Annotated in this window: 13 protein-coding genes; 7 read left to right on the top strand and 6 right to left on the bottom strand. The window is 61.6% G+C overall.

Going from position 1 to position 16,407, the window contains the following annotated elements; all coding sequences use genetic code 11:
* Position 1: 1 nt before the first annotated feature.
* Positions 2 to 3,421, top strand: a complete 3,420-nt coding sequence (locus SALMUC_RS20700) for an SbcC/MukB-like Walker B domain-containing protein (protein WP_020041724.1) — start codon at positions 2 to 4, stop codon at positions 3,419 to 3,421.
* Positions 3,422 to 3,462: 41 nt separating this feature from the next.
* On the opposite strand, the gene SALMUC_RS20695 is transcribed toward SALMUC_RS20700, so the two are convergent.
* The 3 genes from SALMUC_RS20695 to SALMUC_RS20685 form a co-directional block, all read right to left on the bottom strand.
* A complete protein-coding gene (locus SALMUC_RS20695; protein ID WP_020041725.1) occupies positions 3,463 to 4,161 on the bottom strand; it encodes a sugar transferase in 699 nt (232 codons plus the stop codon).
* Positions 4,162 to 4,457: 296 nt separating this feature from the next.
* The gene (locus SALMUC_RS20690; RefSeq protein ID WP_020041726.1) at positions 4,458 to 5,066 is read right to left on the bottom strand and encodes a hypothetical protein; all 609 of its coding nucleotides are present in this window, start codon (positions 5,064 to 5,066) and stop codon (positions 4,458 to 4,460) included.
* A 157-nt stretch (positions 5,067 to 5,223) separates the two neighbouring features.
* Positions 5,224 to 8,220, bottom strand: coding sequence for a hypothetical protein (locus SALMUC_RS20685; RefSeq protein ID WP_020041727.1), 2,997 nt, complete (start codon positions 8,218 to 8,220; stop codon positions 5,224 to 5,226).
* 164 nt (positions 8,221 to 8,384) lie between these two features.
* Here SALMUC_RS20685 and SALMUC_RS20680 point away from each other — a divergent pair, with 164 nt between their 5' ends.
* Positions 8,385 to 9,020, top strand: a complete 636-nt coding sequence (locus SALMUC_RS20680; protein WP_020041728.1) for a DotD/TraH family lipoprotein — start codon at positions 8,385 to 8,387, stop codon at positions 9,018 to 9,020.
* 12 nt (positions 9,021 to 9,032) lie between these two features.
* Positions 9,033 to 10,052 (top strand): type IV secretory system conjugative DNA transfer family protein, encoded by a 1,020-nt coding sequence (locus tag SALMUC_RS28425; RefSeq protein ID WP_020041729.1) that lies wholly within the window; start codon positions 9,033 to 9,035, stop codon positions 10,050 to 10,052.
* A 304-nt stretch (positions 10,053 to 10,356) separates the two neighbouring features.
* Here the strand turns inward: SALMUC_RS28425 and SALMUC_RS30060 are convergent, their stop codons facing one another.
* Positions 10,357 to 10,710 carry a hypothetical protein gene (locus SALMUC_RS30060; protein WP_156883586.1) on the bottom strand — a complete coding sequence of 118 codons (354 nt, stop codon included), beginning with the start codon at positions 10,708 to 10,710 and terminating at the stop codon, positions 10,357 to 10,359.
* Positions 10,711 to 11,005: 295 nt separating this feature from the next.
* Positions 11,006 to 11,302, bottom strand: coding sequence for a nickel-binding protein (locus tag SALMUC_RS29130; protein WP_021120748.1), 297 nt, complete (start codon positions 11,300 to 11,302; stop codon positions 11,006 to 11,008).
* 632 nt (positions 11,303 to 11,934) lie between these two features.
* On the opposite strand from SALMUC_RS29130, the gene SALMUC_RS31260 reads away from it, so the two are divergent.
* The 4 genes from SALMUC_RS31260 to icmT all read left to right on the top strand — a co-directional run bounded on the left by SALMUC_RS31260 (position 11,935) and on the right by icmT (position 16,060).
* On the top strand, positions 11,935 to 12,456 hold the full coding sequence (locus SALMUC_RS31260) for a GlxA family transcriptional regulator (protein WP_245584730.1): 522 nt from the start codon (positions 11,935 to 11,937) through the stop codon (positions 12,454 to 12,456).
* A gap of 214 nt (positions 12,457 to 12,670) precedes the next feature.
* Complete coding sequence (locus SALMUC_RS20660; RefSeq protein ID WP_020041732.1) at positions 12,671 to 14,458, top strand: SLC13 family permease; 1,788 nt, start codon at positions 12,671 to 12,673, stop codon at positions 14,456 to 14,458.
* 132 nt (positions 14,459 to 14,590) lie between these two features.
* Positions 14,591 to 15,778, top strand: coding sequence for a type IV pilus twitching motility protein PilT (locus tag SALMUC_RS20655; protein WP_020041733.1), 1,188 nt, complete (start codon positions 14,591 to 14,593; stop codon positions 15,776 to 15,778).
* Positions 15,779 to 15,781: 3 nt separating this feature from the next.
* Positions 15,782 to 16,060, top strand: coding sequence for an IcmT/TraK family protein (gene icmT, locus SALMUC_RS20650; RefSeq protein ID WP_020041734.1), 279 nt, complete (start codon positions 15,782 to 15,784; stop codon positions 16,058 to 16,060).
* Here icmT and SALMUC_RS20645 read toward each other — a convergent pair.
* Positions 16,036 to 16,383, bottom strand: coding sequence for a hypothetical protein (locus SALMUC_RS20645; protein ID WP_037372481.1), 348 nt, complete (start codon positions 16,381 to 16,383; stop codon positions 16,036 to 16,038). The two genes, icmT and SALMUC_RS20645, sit on opposite strands and share 25 nt — an antisense overlap.
* Between the last annotated feature and the right edge of the window lie 24 nt (positions 16,384 to 16,407).

The following is a 16,407-nucleotide window of genomic DNA, read 5'->3' as shown; positions in this document are numbered from 1 at the left end:
CATGTACGAGCTGAAACGGATTTCGCTGCACAACTGGTACCTGGTCGACGTGCTCGACATTCCGATCCGGGATCATGCCGCCCTGATCGGTCAGACCGGCGCCGGCAAGAGCTCGGTGCTCGATGCCATCCAGACCGTCATCTCCGGCAACAACCGAAACGTCCTCGAACTGAACGCCGCCGCCGGCGCCCAGCGCGGGCGCAGCGTCCGGGATTACGCGCTGGGCTGCGTGAGTGATGTGAACGAGGGCAAGCCTCGCCGCGAACGCTGTGAAACAACCCTGGCGCTGACGTTCCACGACCGCGATCTCGACCGGCACATGGTCCTCGGCCTCCTCCTGAAAGCGGAACAGGACCTGTCCGAGCAGACCAAGCGTTTCATCATCGAGGGGTGCGATTTCAGGATCGAGGACTTCGTCGAGGGCGGCGCGGTGGTCTCTCATGAGAAGATGCTCGCTCGCATCCGGGCAGAACACGGCGAGAAGGCGATCTCGTTCCACCAGAACAGCACGCGCTTCGTGAACGCCTACCTCGAGAAGATGCGCCCCTCGGCACCGCCGGATGCCAAGCGGTTTCTCCGCAGCTTCGCGAACGCGCTCCAGGCCCGGGAGATGTCGGACCCGACGGATTTCGTGCGCCGCTTCGTACTCGAGCCGCTGCCGCTCGATGTTGCCGGCGTTCGCTCATCGATCTCCATTTGGCGGGAAATGTCCGCCGAGGTCGAGCGGATCGAGGGCATGGCATCCGACCTGACCACAGTGGTCCGGAAATTCGAAAATGGCTTCCAGATCAGTGCAATGGAGGCTGAAATTGATGTGGCGTCTCATGCGGTCGACCAGGCCGAACAGGAGATCGAACTGGGCCGGATGCGAGATGAGGTGACCCAGCTCACCGCCGAGCTCGCGTCGGTCACCGCCCGGCAATCCGATCTCGAAAGCGAAACCGGAGACCTCCAGGGGGAACGGGATGGCCTCCGTCAGAAACTCTCTGAAAATGATGCCTCCTCGGAACTCGCCCACCTGGATTCAGAGCGCCGGCTCCTGGAGGAACGCAAATCCGTTTTTCGGCAGAAGGTCGAACTTGGCCTGCAGCCCTTCGCCGACCTGCGGCACCTGAAGTCGGCGGCTGGCATCGCCCCCGTCGCCCAGCGCGTGGCGGAAGCCGGCGCCGAGGTGTCCCGGATCGTTTCCGGAAAATCCGCCGAAGAGTGGGTGTCCGTCGCCCCGGAGATCTCAGGACATCTGAACAAAATCAAGGAATCGTCCGGCTGCCTTGATGCGATACATGAAGAGTTGGAAGACGCCCGAGAGCGGGTCATGCGACTGCGTGCGGACATCCGCGAGCATGGCGACGACGGGCGTGTCGAGCCGGGCGCCGTTCTCAGCCGGCAGGTCCGGGCCTTCCTGGCCGATCTGAAGGACGCCGGCATCGAGGCCCGGTGCCTGCCGGATCTCGTGACCGTGTCCGATCAGTCCTGGGCCTTCGCGCTCGAGGCAATCCTGGGCCCCAACCGCGAGGCCGTCATCGTCGACGAGGCGCGGCTGGATGCCGCCTTCGATCTTCTCTACCGCAATCGGAACACCTACGACGGTGTGCGCCTGATCGATCAGCGCCGGCTCACGCGGATGCAGCCGCGGGTGACCGAGGGGTCCATCGTGGAGATCGTCTCCTCCGGCGATCCCGTCATTCAGAACTTCCTGGAATTCAACGTGGGCCGCTACGCGCGGGCGGAAACCGAAGAAGAGCTCCGGTCACTTTCCAGTGGCATCATGCGCAACGGCAAGACCGGGTCGGGAGCTACGCTGCGGGTGTTCAGGGACCGCCGGCCTATCCTGGGAAAGACCGCGCAGAAAGCCACGCAGGGCGAGCTTGCGCTCGAGGTCGAAGAAAAACGCGAGCAGCTCGAGGACACGCAGGCCACCGTTCGGGACCTCGAGGGCGCCCAACAACGCCTGCGGGCGGTCCTGATGGTCGATCCGGAAGAGATCCTGAATTCCATGGACAGCTTGCGGAGCGTACTCGTCGAGCTGAGGTCTCTGGCCCAGCGCCGCAGCGCAATATCGGCACCGGACACAGCGGATCTCGACGAGAGGCTTCGCAAGATCGATGACCGCCTGAATGTCCTGAAATCCGAAACCCAGGAGCTGGAGAAGCGGCGCCGCACCCTCGACGTGCAGTGCGGGATCCTGAATTCGAAGATCGAGGAGAGCCAGGACAGGCTTCTCGAGTTCGGGCGCCGGAAATCCGAGGTCGAGGCCGAAGCCGCTTCTCGTGTCCCTGAAAATGTCTCCGCGCTGATCGAGACATCCGGGTACGACGTGCCGGTCACGACAGAGGAGCTCGCGGAGATCCTGAAAATGCCGGCCGCCGAGGCTTCCGGGAAAGTCGCCGTGTTCCGGGAGCGTATCGCCGACCTGCGCGCGGAAATCACGAGGGACGGCTCCGCGAACGCTTTCCTGGTGCGTGGCAACAACGGCCTGATGGCCTACGCGCAGAAGTGGATGGTCGAGGACGCGCCGCTCGGGGAAGACTCTGAAAACGCCGACCGGTTTGTCTGGGCGCATGCGCAGCTGGACCGGCTTCAGAACCACGAGCTGCTGCAGTACCGCGAGCGCCTGGAGCGAGCCCGCGCCGAGATGGAAACCAGCCTCACCGAGGGCCTGATCGGGCGCATCGGCGAGCAGTTCGCTCTGATGGAGGAGCAGCTCGACAGCCTGAACCGCAGGCTCGCAAAGTATGCCTTCGTCGGACAGACCTACCAGTTCCGCAGCGCTGTCTCCGCGCAGTTCCTGCCGATCTACCGGTTGGTGACCGCCGAGATACCGGCTGACCAATCCGTGCTCGACGTGGCTGACGACGAGAGCTTGCAGGCCCTAGATGCGCTCCTCGAAGGGGAGGGCGACGACGTCCGCAAATACGAGGACTACCGGAACTACTTCAACTTCGAGCTCTTCATCGAACATCCCGATCCCGAGGATTCAACGAGGATCGTCAGCACGCCCTTCTCGTCGGTCATGGGCAAGCTCTCCGGCGGCCAGCGCCAGGCGCCGTACTACGTGGCCATCGCGGCCTCGCTGGTCAGCGCCTACTATCCCAAGGCAAGCGCCGGCGACTTCGAGGGCATGGGACTCATGGTCTTCGACGAGGCCTTCAACAAGCTCGACATCCCGAATACCCAGCGCCTGATGGATCTTTTCCGTTCACTGGGCCTGCAGGTGATCGTGGCCGCGCCGGAGGAGAAGCGCTCCTCGCTCATCGAATGCGTCGACAGCGTGATTTCGGTGAGCCGCATTCCCGGATCGGCGGACGTGTTCATCGACAGCGTGGCCATCGGCGCCCGGGCCAAGGAGCGCATGTTCGCGGAAAACCCGGTGCACCAGCCGACGGAAGCCTACGAGGGGACCCTGCCGGCCGGTGAATAGGAGAGCTGACCGTGGAAGATCGCGGCCACTGCCGCAATTCTCTATCGCCCGGTGCGATCCAGAACCGAAAGCCCCGTCAGCAGGATGAGCCGGATGTCCGTCATGAGCGAAACGCGCGAGACGTAGTCGACGTCCATGGCAACGCGCTCCTCGTAGCTAACGTCGTTGCGCCCCGAGACCTGCCAGAGGCCGGTGATGCCGGGTTTCATCGCCAGGTATGCGGTCCGGGCGGCACCGTACTTTCGCATCTCGTCCCGCACGACCGGCCGCGGCCCGACGAAGCTCATGTCGCCCTTCAGCACGTTCCAGATCTGGGGAAGCTCGTCGAGGCTGGTGGACCGCAGGAAGGCTCCAAGGCGAGTGATGCGGGGATCGTCGCGCAGCTTGTGATCTCGCTCCCATTCCGCGGCCGCCTCGGGATCGTTCGCCAGATGCTCGGCCAACCGGGCCTCTGCATCGACAACCATGGTGCGGATTTTCCAGCAGCGGAACACCTCTCCGTTGCGCCCGATCCGGCGGTGTCCGAAGAACCCCGGCCCGCCGTCACGGGTCGTCATGGCCCAGAGCACCGCGATCACCGGCAGCAAGACAGGCACGAGCGCGATGGCCAGCGCCAGGTCCAGGAGGCGTTTTGCGAAAAGGGGATAGAAGCTCCGACTGTCGTCTCGGATGGCATCACGGGTTTTTCGGGATTGGTAGTATCGGTTTGGAAATCCGTCGGAATAATTCGTGGCCGTCATCGTATACTCCCCAAAATGACGTTATACACACACGCTCGACGCCCCTTGCGCCGCGCAATTATTGCGCGGCGCATCCCATAGGAGATCGTCTTATGATAGTTTTTTTTAGGCTATTCACGCCACTTCAGGATGTCCACATCCCAACGGCCACCCAAGAAGGAATTTTTTCAGGCGAAGGGGGTGTCGTACAAATTTTAACCGTGATAACGGGGAAGGAGAGCATGTTGCGCCGACACACGTCCTCATTGGCGACGCATTCTCTGATTTTTCCCTGATTGCGCCACGAATCCGGAAAATCACATTTTGAAGGCAGACGGCAGCTTTTCCTGGACGCGCTGGATGTCATGCATCGCCTCGTCGAGGGCCAGTTCGGCTTCGTAGATGGACGCCCCTTCGGACACCACATCGCCATTGCTGTCATGAACCTCGAACCGGTATACCTCGTCGGCCAGATAGGTGTTCATCAGCATGATTTCGTCGGCGAGACGTTCCAGGACATCGTGGTAGAGATCTTCCGTCATCTCTTCCCGACCAAAGTAGGCCATCGCATCTGAAAACGGTGCACTGACGAACCCGACCAGGACCCCTTGCTTGTCGCCCAGGAACGGCTTGCTGTGAAGCTGGAAAAAACCGGTGCTGCTGTCGGGGTCTCCTGCCGCCATCGCATAGAGGGGCAGGGCGATGATGTCCTTCGCCTCGGCCATCTCGCTCTTCATCTTCTCGAGGCTTGTCATGTCCTCGGGGTCGTCGGATGTCAGGCGCTCGAAACGTCGCTCGGGCGCGATCCTGATCATGCCGAGGTTCTTGAAACCGGCATCCCTCGGCGAGACGGCATCCGCGTCCGGCCAGACGAAGACGCTGTAGCCGTCCTGATACGCTGAATATGTTCGGTCGTCGCTGGTCATGGTTATCTCCTTTTTGACCCACGTGACCGAGACAATGCAAGTGTCAGGCGGCGAAAATCAGGAAGATGGCAAGAGACGCCACGCGTGAGAAACTGGACTCTAACATCGATTTTGGAAGCTAAAGACGGACGTGTTAGCTTCCAATAGGCAGGTGAATTCAAGAGTTCAGAAGGGCAGCTTCCTCGGCCACCTCGTAGGGGTGCAGATGAACCGCCCCTTGGTCGAGGCGCTCTCTCAACGTCGCCGCCCCGGAAAGCAGATCAAGCGTGCTGCTGTCGGAGCGGAAGCCGTCCTTTGCCATCACTCCTTCAAGCTCACCCGTCTGCCTGTTCACGAGCGACCAGCACGCTGACACGTGGTAGCCTCGCACGCTCCCCGGATGCCCTTCGGGATCGGGGATGACCCGTCCCGCGTAATGGGTTTCGCTGATGGCGTAGCAATCCTCCAGGCTTGCGTCCTCGCGGGACTCGTACGTCCCGTCGTCTGACGTCTCGACGCCAAGCATCTGCCTGTCCATGTCGTCGAGCGCCATGTCGGCTTCGTTGACCACAGAGATCATGTAATCACGAAGCGCATCGTCGAGAGGCAACCCACCTCGAAAGAGGATGTTGGCCCGGGTTTTTCCGTCGATCTTGGGTTCGTCCATCCCGGACGCGGAAATGCTGGCGACGCTGGGCGTGTTCTCGTGTTGAATCGTCCAATGGCGATCATCGCCGGATGTCGTGGGGACACGTGCGACCGTGAAACCGTTGCTTTCCAGGCCATCGACATGATCATGGCCGATCTCGAGCAGGATGCCGTTCGCGACACGGTAACCGTCGGCTTCGATGGAATTGTCCACAGAATGGGACCGGCTGGTTGCGACCCGCCAGGTCCTGTCCTCGAGCGTTTGCGCCAGGTGCTCGGCCCCGCCCGGAAAGACATTCTGGAGCGTGATCTCCCCGCGGGGGCGCTTGCCGGCGATCCAGGCCACGCGACCACCCTCGAGAGAGCCGTCATCTCCGGGGGAGATCCCGACAAAGCGCGTGGGCCCGTCCAGACGGATGATGGGGGCCTCTTCGCTTCCGACGTTCTTGAGCGCTTCCGGAACAAGGCGGCCATTGCGCACCAGGTTCTGCGGAAACCAGTCGTTATCGTAAGTGCTCGAGGACGTGGACTGGAATGGGACGTAATCCGTGCTGTCACGCATTCGATCCAGTTCCCGCAGAACCGCGATGGAAGCTGCCGCCCCCTGAACGTCACGGTTCATACTCTGCATGCCGGACAGGATCGAGGCTTCCCGGAAGACGTCGAACCCGTAACCCACGATCTGTTGTATCGGCCCGCGGCGCCGCAGGGATGCCAGCGGTTCGACCTGGCCGTTTTCAGTCTTGAGGAAGATCAGCTTGCCTTCGCCTGGGACGTCGGCCGCGACCAGGGATGCTCCGATCCCCTCTATCTCGGGAGATCTGGAAACGATCTTTTCGCGAAACGCGTTCGCCTGGTCTTTCCGGATCGCGAAACCCACCGGGCGGAGATCACCGTATCCCTGCATGGAGAGACGGGTGATCTCACCGCTGAAATCGATGTGCTCCAGGGAACTGAAGGACTCGAGCTGGATATCCTGCCGGGTGATGACCGGCGTGAGAGCCGTCTGATCGACGGGCTGTTCACTGATCAGGCGTCGCCAATTCGCGCGTGAGACGGCCACGTCCGGATCGCACTGCCTGGCAGCCGCGGTGATCCGGTTGGCACCGGACAGGATGAATTCACCGTCACCCGTGGTATCGGGGTCTGAGCGGTGATCTCGGACAAGGACGATCCCGTCCTCCGACACGGCAACATCGACGTTCTCGTCTCCGTCCTCGTAGACGAAGGTGTCCATGAAGTTCCTGATTTGGCCGGCCGGCGATGCGACAAGCTGCCCGAGGTCGTCAGACAGGAAGCCGTTTCGGGACTTTCTGACGGCATCTCGCGCGTGAAGGTTGCCGACAGTCGCGGCCGAAACGGCAACGAGGTTGGTAACCTGCGCTTCCATGCCCTCGCAGAAAGCCGCCAGCTTATCGTAGGTCGATACCTGGTCTGAGGCGGTGGAAAGCCATGCAGGATAGATCTGGATGGCTTCGGACCCATTTTCATGATGTTTCCAATATGATCCCGCTTTCGTGACATCCAGGCGCCCGTTGCCCGTCTCCCGCGCAATCGAGATCTCCCAGCTGTCGATCAGGTCGGCATCGACGGCATAAGGGATCTTCTCGTTCTCGGACTTGGAGACGAAGAGCTCGTACTCGCCGACCTGCGCCAGTTTTCGTTTCGTGAGTTCGACGGTTTCCCGGTGAAGGACCTGGCGGCCGACGCCCGGCTGGCGCTGTTTTCGAACACCCTTGGCGTCCGCGAACTCCTGGAGTTCGTAGTCGTACTGCAGCATCGGCTTGTTGCCCGGCCCCTTGGCCTCCTTGATCGAGGCGCTGCGCAGGTCGGTCTGAGCGACCATCAGGATGTCGCGCTGGGCGTCGAAATCAGAATCCGTGACGTCGTTCACCAGGCACCAGACTTCGCTGTGCCCATTTTTCACCGAGTTGGCGTAGCCTCGCCCGCCGATGCAGTTCTTCAGGGCCACGGCCACCGTCTTCAGACCGCGGGGGACCACCTGCCGCCAGACGAGCCCGCTTTCCGTGTCGATCCGGACAGGCTCCTCGTCTTCCCGCGCTTGAGCAAAGACGGCGTTGCGACTGCGTCCGGCATGCCGGATGTTATGGCGGGCCATGGTCTCGAAGAGATCGTCAGCCAACTCGTAGGCACCGCGCACGTCGTAGTGCGAAAGAGAATTCAGGATCTTCGATGCGCTGTCGGCCCGCGTCCCGGACTGGTTGGCCTCTTCGTCCAGAAGGCTCTCGAACATGTCCCGGATATGTGAGAGCTGATCCTCGCTTCCATGGCTCAGCGCGAAAGTGTGGACGGACTCTCCTTCGGAGAGTTTCTTCGCGGCCCAGTCGGGAACACCGCGTGCCAGCGGAGATCCGCTCTGGATCTCGATCACGTCGCTCGGGCGAGATTTCAGGAAAGGCACTGCCCTCTTCTTCACCCATCGGGAAATCCGCGGATCCTTCGTGACACCACGAAAGATGCGGCCCAGTTCCTGGTCGATGCGCTGCTGGTTGACGACGTCGTACATGGATTGCTCCCTTTGGCGGGGAAGTAGACCAATGTCTCGAAAAATAGAAGAACAAATCACGGCTGCGCCCGCATTAAACGCGACCTAACCTTGTTGTGTTTTCTTCTGTCCAGTTGGCTTTCCGGGAGTGCCCGGGCGGCAGAAACACAATCGCAGGAGACGACATGAAATACTTCACGAAGACCGCGGCCATCCTGGCTCTGCTGGGGACCACCGCTTGCACGGACGCATTCGATCTCGGGTCGCGGGATCGCAACCATCCCGAGACCGGGAAATGGGACTCCGAGGCAGCCAGGCAGATCGACGACACGCTGTCAGAGGCGGCCGAACGCTCGGCAAACGCGAACGAGACGCTCGCCCAGATCGAACGCACACGCACGGCCCCGACCGAGGACGCCATGGACGCGGAGGATCTGAGTGATCTGCCGCCCGAGCTGCGCCGCCCGACGACCATCGAATGGGTGGGGCCCGGGGTCGACCTCGTCGGAGAACTGGCGCGCAACATCGGCTACAAGTACGCCGTGGTGGGGCAGGAGCCGGCAGTGGACATCATGGTTTCGATCTCGGCCGTCGACGAGCCGGCCATCAAGGTCTTCGAAGACCTTGGATACCAGGTGTCCAAGCACGCCGAGGTCTTCGTGGATCCGAATGCCAAGCGCATCGAGTTCCGCTACCACAGCGACCGGGTCGCCGAGGCGTCGAAAGCGCCGGCATCCAGGATGTCGGCACCGTCATTCGATTCCAGCTCGCGGAAGGCACCGACCAAGGTGCGCCGGCACAAAGAGAAGCTCGGCAAGTAAGGAGCTTCCGCAATGACACCGACCAAGATGGTAGCGCTGGCTGCAGGGGGACTCCTCCTGTCGGCTTGCGTGGAAACGATGCCCTTCGACACGGCGCCGAAGATCTCCTCGGCGCACCAGATGGGGCGCGACAGCAAAGCTCGCATGCCGGGCCCCAGGGCGGACGTCAACGAAGGGGCCCGGCATCTCGAGGACATCACAAAGGCCGAGACCAGTTCGCTGGGCGAGCTGCAGTCCATCGAGCCGCTGGGGGATGAACTCGAGGAAGACGCCTCCGAGGAGGACAAGCTTCGGCGGCCGGCGATCAAGGAGACGGCGCAGTCCTACGGGGCCCGTGGTGGTCTCGCGCATGCGACCCGCCAGACGAACCTCATGCTGCGGGAACGTGCAGACAAGCTCGACCAGATCTACGACTTCCGGAAAGTCATGATCCGCGGCCCTGATAACTCGGTGGTGATGCCACCTGTCATCTCCGACGCCGAGGACACCTACGAGCTTTCGGACGCCGGCAAGACCGTTCGGGTCGCCGACACGGTCTACGAGATCATCTCGCAGGCCCGGTTCTCGCCCGTGCCGCCCATGTGGCATTCATACCTGCTGCGCGAGTACTCTACGCCCAAGCGCCCGCCGGATGAAATCCTGCCGCGCACCGACGGGGAACGGGAAATCTGGGAGCACCATGTCGAGGAGGGCTGGAAGGCCGGCGTCAAGCAGGCCAACGAGATCTTCCAGGCAGATCTGAACGAGCTCGACCGCGACTACAGCGGGATGCTGAAGTTCACCGAGCTGCTGGCGGAAGGCAAGGTCAGTGCACCGGTGGTTTCCAAGGCGCCCATGGGCGTGACCGGGACCGGGGCAGGAATGCGCGTGAACGACCGGGCGATCCGGATTACGCGGGATCCGCAGCTGCAGACGGACTCCTCACTCTGGGTGCCGACGATCACGAATGGATCCGCCGGCGAGTATGCCCGGCCGAACGACGAGGACAGCGAAATCCACGACTATCCCAATGACGCGGATCGGCAGTACTGACCGACGACATCGTCTCCGCCTCCCGACCTGCGACGGGATCGGGGATGTTCGAGGGGCCCGGCCGGCAGCGGTCGGGCCCTGGCTGTTTTCAGAGAAACTGCCAGGTTACAAAAGTACGGACGCAGCGAGGGATCTGGGGAGTCAGCATCGGCCCTTGGGATCGGGAAAAGAGGGGCGATGCCGCGCTGCGTCCGCAACCCAAGCCTGAACTTGCTGCGACTTTGAATCAATAAACACTTTCAGATCGACTTGAGGTGTGGCGCGCTCACAGGAGCCAACCGTTGCCCAGGTGTCCCGAAATGGATCACATCATCGTATAAGTGGGACCTGAGCCGTCGGGCCGAGCGAGAGTGACCTGATCGCCCTCGATCAAGACAGTCCTGCAAGACGTCCCTGCATAAGCTTCCGGTTGGGTCAGGGTACGGCACCACTGCCCGTCTTCGACTGTCCAGGTGCCGGAGACTGCTTCGCCAGTTGCTTCCTGGCCGGTGAGAGTGCCGTCGGCATTCACGATGAGGGTGGTATCAGAGTTTGAAAGGGTTTTCCCGGATAGCGCTGAAGGTCCGTCTGCCGGCGTTACCATTGCGGTATCGGACGGCATGTCCGCATTGCATCCAGCAATGACAAGAGCGACGGGGAGCAAAGAAAAATGTTTCATCGAAATCTCCTTCTGCGTGACACGATCACGGGAGGACCCAAGCATTTCGGCGTCACAGCTGTCAATGAGTGCTGACTTCGGGTTGGCGCCGCTCTTCAGATTCCACTTCAAGAGCGGTGTGCAAGCTATTTTTGATGCTCACGAATCCGGCTCGAAGAAGATGACGGAACTTCAGATGACCGTTTCCAATACCTGGCCGTTCTCTATGTCGCCAGTTTCGTCAGCGACACCCATACACTTGGGAGGGCCGGCTGAATCACCGGCCCTCTATGAATTTTGGGGTGCGGCAGTGTTTTTATACAGCCGTTACCGGCTCGGGATCTTCCCGCTTGACGGCAGTGCCGAAAGCTCGGCGAACGTCCTCACTTGGCGCACCGATGCGTTGACCATGTTCTCGAATGGCCTCGCGGTCGCTCGCTTCGTATATGCAGACCGATCCAATCCGGCCATCTTCCTCGGTCACCGCGTAGCTGCGGATCCAGCGCAGCCGATCCTGCATTTCCTGGCCGACCTGCAGCGATTTTTCATTAGTCGCCGCGAGTTCGTCTTCGTTTGACCAGATGCCATGACGGCGAATGATGTAGAGATCCATCTCTGCCTCCTCTCTATTTCGTTCACGTTCAAATACTGGCGCAGGATCAGGCGAAATGGCACCGGACGATACGGACGGAAAACAGGGAGGATCGTGCCATCGCATGCTCAACGGGTGAACTTTCGACCCAGAAATGCCAGTATTGCGGGGATGACGGAGGGAAAACACAAACTGGACGTCGCGGTCATTCTGGTCAACGAAGGCTATGCGTCGACGGCCGTAGGTCCAATAGAGGTCTTCTCGGCCGCCGGGACGATGTGGAACGAGATGTGCGGGGATGTTCCCGAGCCGCGGTTCCGTGTCACAACCGCCTCCATCGACGGCGCACCGGTGGACAGCGCCTATGGACTGCGCCTCGCACCCGACCGAGCCATCGCGGACCTCGGGCCGGTCGACCTGATCATGGTCTCGGCCTCGGGCCCGGTGCCGGATGAATGGATGACGCGCTACGCCTCGATCCCGCCATGGTTGGCGGAGCGGTACCGGACGGGGACGACAGATCGCCGGGGTCGTGTTCAGGCGTCGCATTCCTGGCCGAGGCCGGTCTTCTCGAGGGGCGCAGGGCGACGACACACTGGGGTGTCGCCGAAGGCTTCCGGCGTCGATACCCCGGGGTGGACTGGCAGACCGACATGCTGATCACCGAAGATGCAGGCCTGTATTGCAGCGGTGGTGTCAACGCTGCCAGCGACCTGAGCCTGCACCTCGTCGAGCGCCTCTGCGGTCGTGACTTGGCAATCCAGTGCTCCAAGGCACTTCTCCTCGACATGCCGCGACCGAGCCAGTCCGGATATGCGCTTCTGCCGCTCGCACGGCCACACGATGACGAAAAAGTTCGGGACGCCGAGCATCACCTCAGCAGACACTTCCACCGCGACGTACCGGTCGAGGAAATCGCAAACAAGGCAGGCATGAGCCGGCGCAACCTTGTGCGTCGGTTCAAGGAGGCAACGGGTCACATGCCCGGGGTGTACCTTCAGATGATCCGCGTTTCTGCGGCGCGCAAATTGCTCGAAGACGGTGCACCGTCGATTGAGCAAGTTGCGCTCTCGGTCGGCTACGAGGATGTCGCCTTCTTCCGCCGCGTCTTCAAACGCCATAGCGGAGTCACGCCGTCCGCCTATCGCGACCGTTTTCGCCTGCGCGGGAACTAAAACCGCGCCACTGCGCGGGCTGGACCGGCAGTCCCAACAAAGGTCCTGATGCCAGTTTCACGCCAGTCACATCAGGCTCCAATCGCCCATTTCGCCGACGCGATGTTTTGGTTGCGCCTGAAAGATTCCAGGAACAGTTGCGACAACACAGGGCCGTCGAACAACGCGTGCTGACCGGCTCGCCGATGCATGGAACGTCAGATAGACTGACCTCATGGATACCTTGACTGGACTGGTCGCTCTTTCAAACGAATACGAGGCTTTCATCGCGCTGGCCCTGGTCATCGCGCTGTTTGCGGTGATGATGATGGAGCTATATCCACCCGAAGTCTCGGCCGCGGGCTTTGCCGCGGTGTTCGTGGCGCTCGGCTACGTCAGTTCGGACGAGTTGCTGACGGTCTTTTCCAATCCGGCGCCATTGACCATCGGAGCGATGTTCGTGTTGTCGGGGGCGCTGGTGCGCACCGGCGTGCTGGAAGCGATCTCCTCTGTCGCGATTTCGCAGGCGCAGTCTCGACCGAAGATCGCGCTGGGCGTGATCCTGGGTGCGACGGTGCTGGCCTCGGGGATTGTCAACAACACCGCGGTTGTTCTGGTTCTGATCCCGGTTGTGATCCGCCTGGCCGCCACGCTGAGGATCGGCGCCACCCGCATCCTTATGCCATTGTCCTACGCGGCGATCCTTGGTGGGACCTGCACGTTGATCGGCACCTCGACCAATCTTCTGGTGGACGGCGTGGCCCGAGATCAGGGTTTGGCACCGTTCAGCATTTTCGAGATCACGCCCATCGGTATCCTGGTGGCTGTTTCTGGCGGGATGACACTGGCGCTCGTCGGGCGGTGGCTTCTGCCCGACCGCGAGGCCAGGGATCCGGACCAGATGTTGAGCGAGACGACTTTTCTATCTGATGTGGTCGTCGCCGAAAAATATGCTGGTCAAACCCTGGACGATATCGCGCCATTCAATCGGTCCGGCGTGGAGGTGATCGCGCTGCGCCGAGACGGCAAGCGCCTGACGCGTCCCTCCGGTGATTATCCCGTCGAAGAAGGCGATATGGTAATCCTGCGTGCGCCGACGTCCGAGATCCTGACCATGCACGAAGACTCTGGCCTCAGGATGGACCGACACGATGATGAAATGCGCGAGGATGACCGGATCACGGTCGAGGTGGTCGTATCCCCGCGCAAGGCGACCCGCACGCGCAGCCTGAGCGGCATGGCCCTGAGACAGCGCTACGGAGTGAGGGTGCTGGGAGCGCATCGTCCCGGACAGGATCCGGGCCCGACCCTTGAAGAGGTACAGCTGCGTCCAGCGGACAAGCTGCTTCTGGAAGGCCCCGCGGACGTGTACCAGATGCTCGAGGACGAGGCCGAACTGGTCTCGGTCAGCCGACCCACGGGGCGGGCCTTCCGCCGCCGTCGCGCGCCGATGGCCCTGTCCGCTCTGGCCGCGGTGATCGTGTTGGCGGCTTTCGGACTATTCGACATCGCGACACTGGCCATCCTGGCTGTCTGCGCCAGTCTGGTCTTCCGCTGCATCGACGCCGACGAGGCCTGGAATTCAGTCGATGGATCGATCCTCGTTCTGATTTTCGCCATGCTGGTCGTCGGTCAGGGGCTTCTGAATACCGGGGCGGTGGAGCTGTTGGTCGACCAACTGTCGGGACCGATTTCCGGGCTTCCACCTTTCTACGCGCTGCTTGCGGTCTATCTGCTGGCCTCCGCCCTGACCGAAGCGGTCACCAACAACGCGGTCGCAGTCGTCTTTACTCCCATCGCCATTGGCCTGGCAGAAAGCACTGGTCTGGATCCGAGGGCACTGACCGTGGCGGTGATGTTTGGCGGCTCAGCCAGTTTCGCCACGCCCATCGGATATCAGACGAACATGCTGATCTACGGAGCCGCGAATTATAAGTTTACCGATTTTCTGAAAATCGGGATTTTTATGAATATTGTTTGCGGTGTGGCGGCCTGCGCTGGAATCGTTTGGGTATACGTGTGACGCTTGGCAGTGATCTTCTCTGAAAAGACTGTGCTCGTCGCATTGTTGAAATGTCTGCTTCACGGCCCGGTGACTTTTCCCAAGCCTTAACGGTCTCCACCCACCTTCAGATCAAAAGACCTGAAGGCCAACATGACCGAAGAACACACCTTCTCGCGCGGTTTCCAGGGCGGCAGCTTCGAATACGACGGCCGCCTGGGCGAAGACGCGTTCGACGATCTCCTCCTGTGGTGCGTGGACAAGAAAGCTTCCGACATCACGTTCCAGTCGAACCTGCCGGTGATCGCGGAGATCGGTGGCAAGAACATCAAGGTCACCGAGCGGACGCTCAGCCACCCGGAGGTCGAGGGGATCGTCCGCTACATCTACGGCGAGAACGGTCCCGCGGAAATCAAGTCGGGCTTCGACCTCGATCCGTCTCACGAGATCAAGGTCCCCGGGCGAGGCCGGCGGCGTTTCAGGGTGAACATCACCGGTGGCAGAACCATCGGCACGGACGGCATCCAGGTTACCATCCGGACGCTTCCTGAAATTCCGCTCGACATCAGCAAGCTCGGGATCGAACAGGACATCATCGACAACTTCCGGCCGGCACAGGGCATGGTGCTGATCACCGGACCGACTGGCTCCGGCAAGTCGACGTTGCTGTCGTCCGGAATCCGGATGATCCTGGAAAGGGAGGATGCCAACGAAAAGCTCCTCGAGTACTCCAAGCCCGTGGAATACGTCTACGACAAGGTCCAGATGCCGAGTTCCCTCGTGTTCCAGACCGAAGTCGGGACGCACCTGCGGTCTCGGACCGGCAGCATTCACGACGACCAGGGCGTCTTCGCCCATTGCGTCCGCAATGCGCTGCGCCGGAAACCGAGCATGATCATGATCGGCGAAAGCCGCGACAAGGCCACGATCCAGGCGTCGGTCGAAGCGGCGCTCACCGGCCACGTTCTTTACTCCACGATGCACACCATCGGCGTTGCCGAGACCCTCCGGCGCGCCGTGATGCCCTTTCCGGGGGACGAACGTCGCGCCATGGCCGTCGATATCCTGGAAACCCTTCGGATGATTGTCACCCAGCTTCTGCTGCCGCGCGTCGGCGGCGGGATGGTCGGGTGCCGCGAATACATGATTTTCGACGAAGGGGTCCGGGCCCGGCTGCTGCAGACCGATGTCGACGACTGGCCAACCGAGAGCCGTGCAATCCTGGCGGAGGGCGCCTGCAAGGGACGGAGCATGAGCGAGTCCGCCCGGGCCCTGTTCGAGGCCGGCCAAATTTCAGAGTCCACCCACCGCCACATCAGTAGCCGAACAGAGGAGGGCTGATCGATGGCTCACTGGAGAAACACCTTCAAGGCACCGCGCTTCTTCTTCTTCGACGCGCGCCTCGCGATCTTCCTCGTGGCATTCCTGCTTCACATCCGGCCCTGGACCCTCGTGGTCATTTGCCTGATCTTCGGGCTCTTCTACTGGGTGGAGCGGTACGGATACGACTTCAAGTCGGCTCTGCGCGCCATCCGTCTCTACTTCTCCGGGCCACGACGAAATCCGCAGCCGCAAGAGAAGATGCCGCATCCGAAGGATTACGACCGGCGACCGCTGTTCTGACCGCCCTGCTCCAAGTGGCCACGAGCAAAAAGAGCGTCCAGTCGCTTCACCTGAAGTGGGAGCTCCGTGCGCAGCTTGCCAAGATCCATGTGCCATGGGGCGCCCCACCGCTGCTGGATTGGGTCCCGGTATTGGCCTGATGGAGCAGGGCGGTCCTTGACCTGTTCTCTGCAGAAATCGACCACCTTTCGAAGGCGATCCTCCGGATCGTCGATCCGATGCCGCGCAAGTTGCGCAACGTACCCAAGCTGGCGCAGAAAGCTCTCGCCATCGGTACTCGCCGGGAAAAAGCGGCCGGTCACCACATCCGCAAGAAGCGACATCGCACGAGCTTCGCGAGCCCGTGC

This window comes from Salipiger mucosus DSM 16094 (genome assembly GCF_000442255.1).
Classification (GTDB): Bacteria; Pseudomonadota; Alphaproteobacteria; order Rhodobacterales; family Rhodobacteraceae; genus Salipiger; species Salipiger mucosus.
This window is presented reverse-complemented; position numbering and strand designations above follow the sequence as displayed.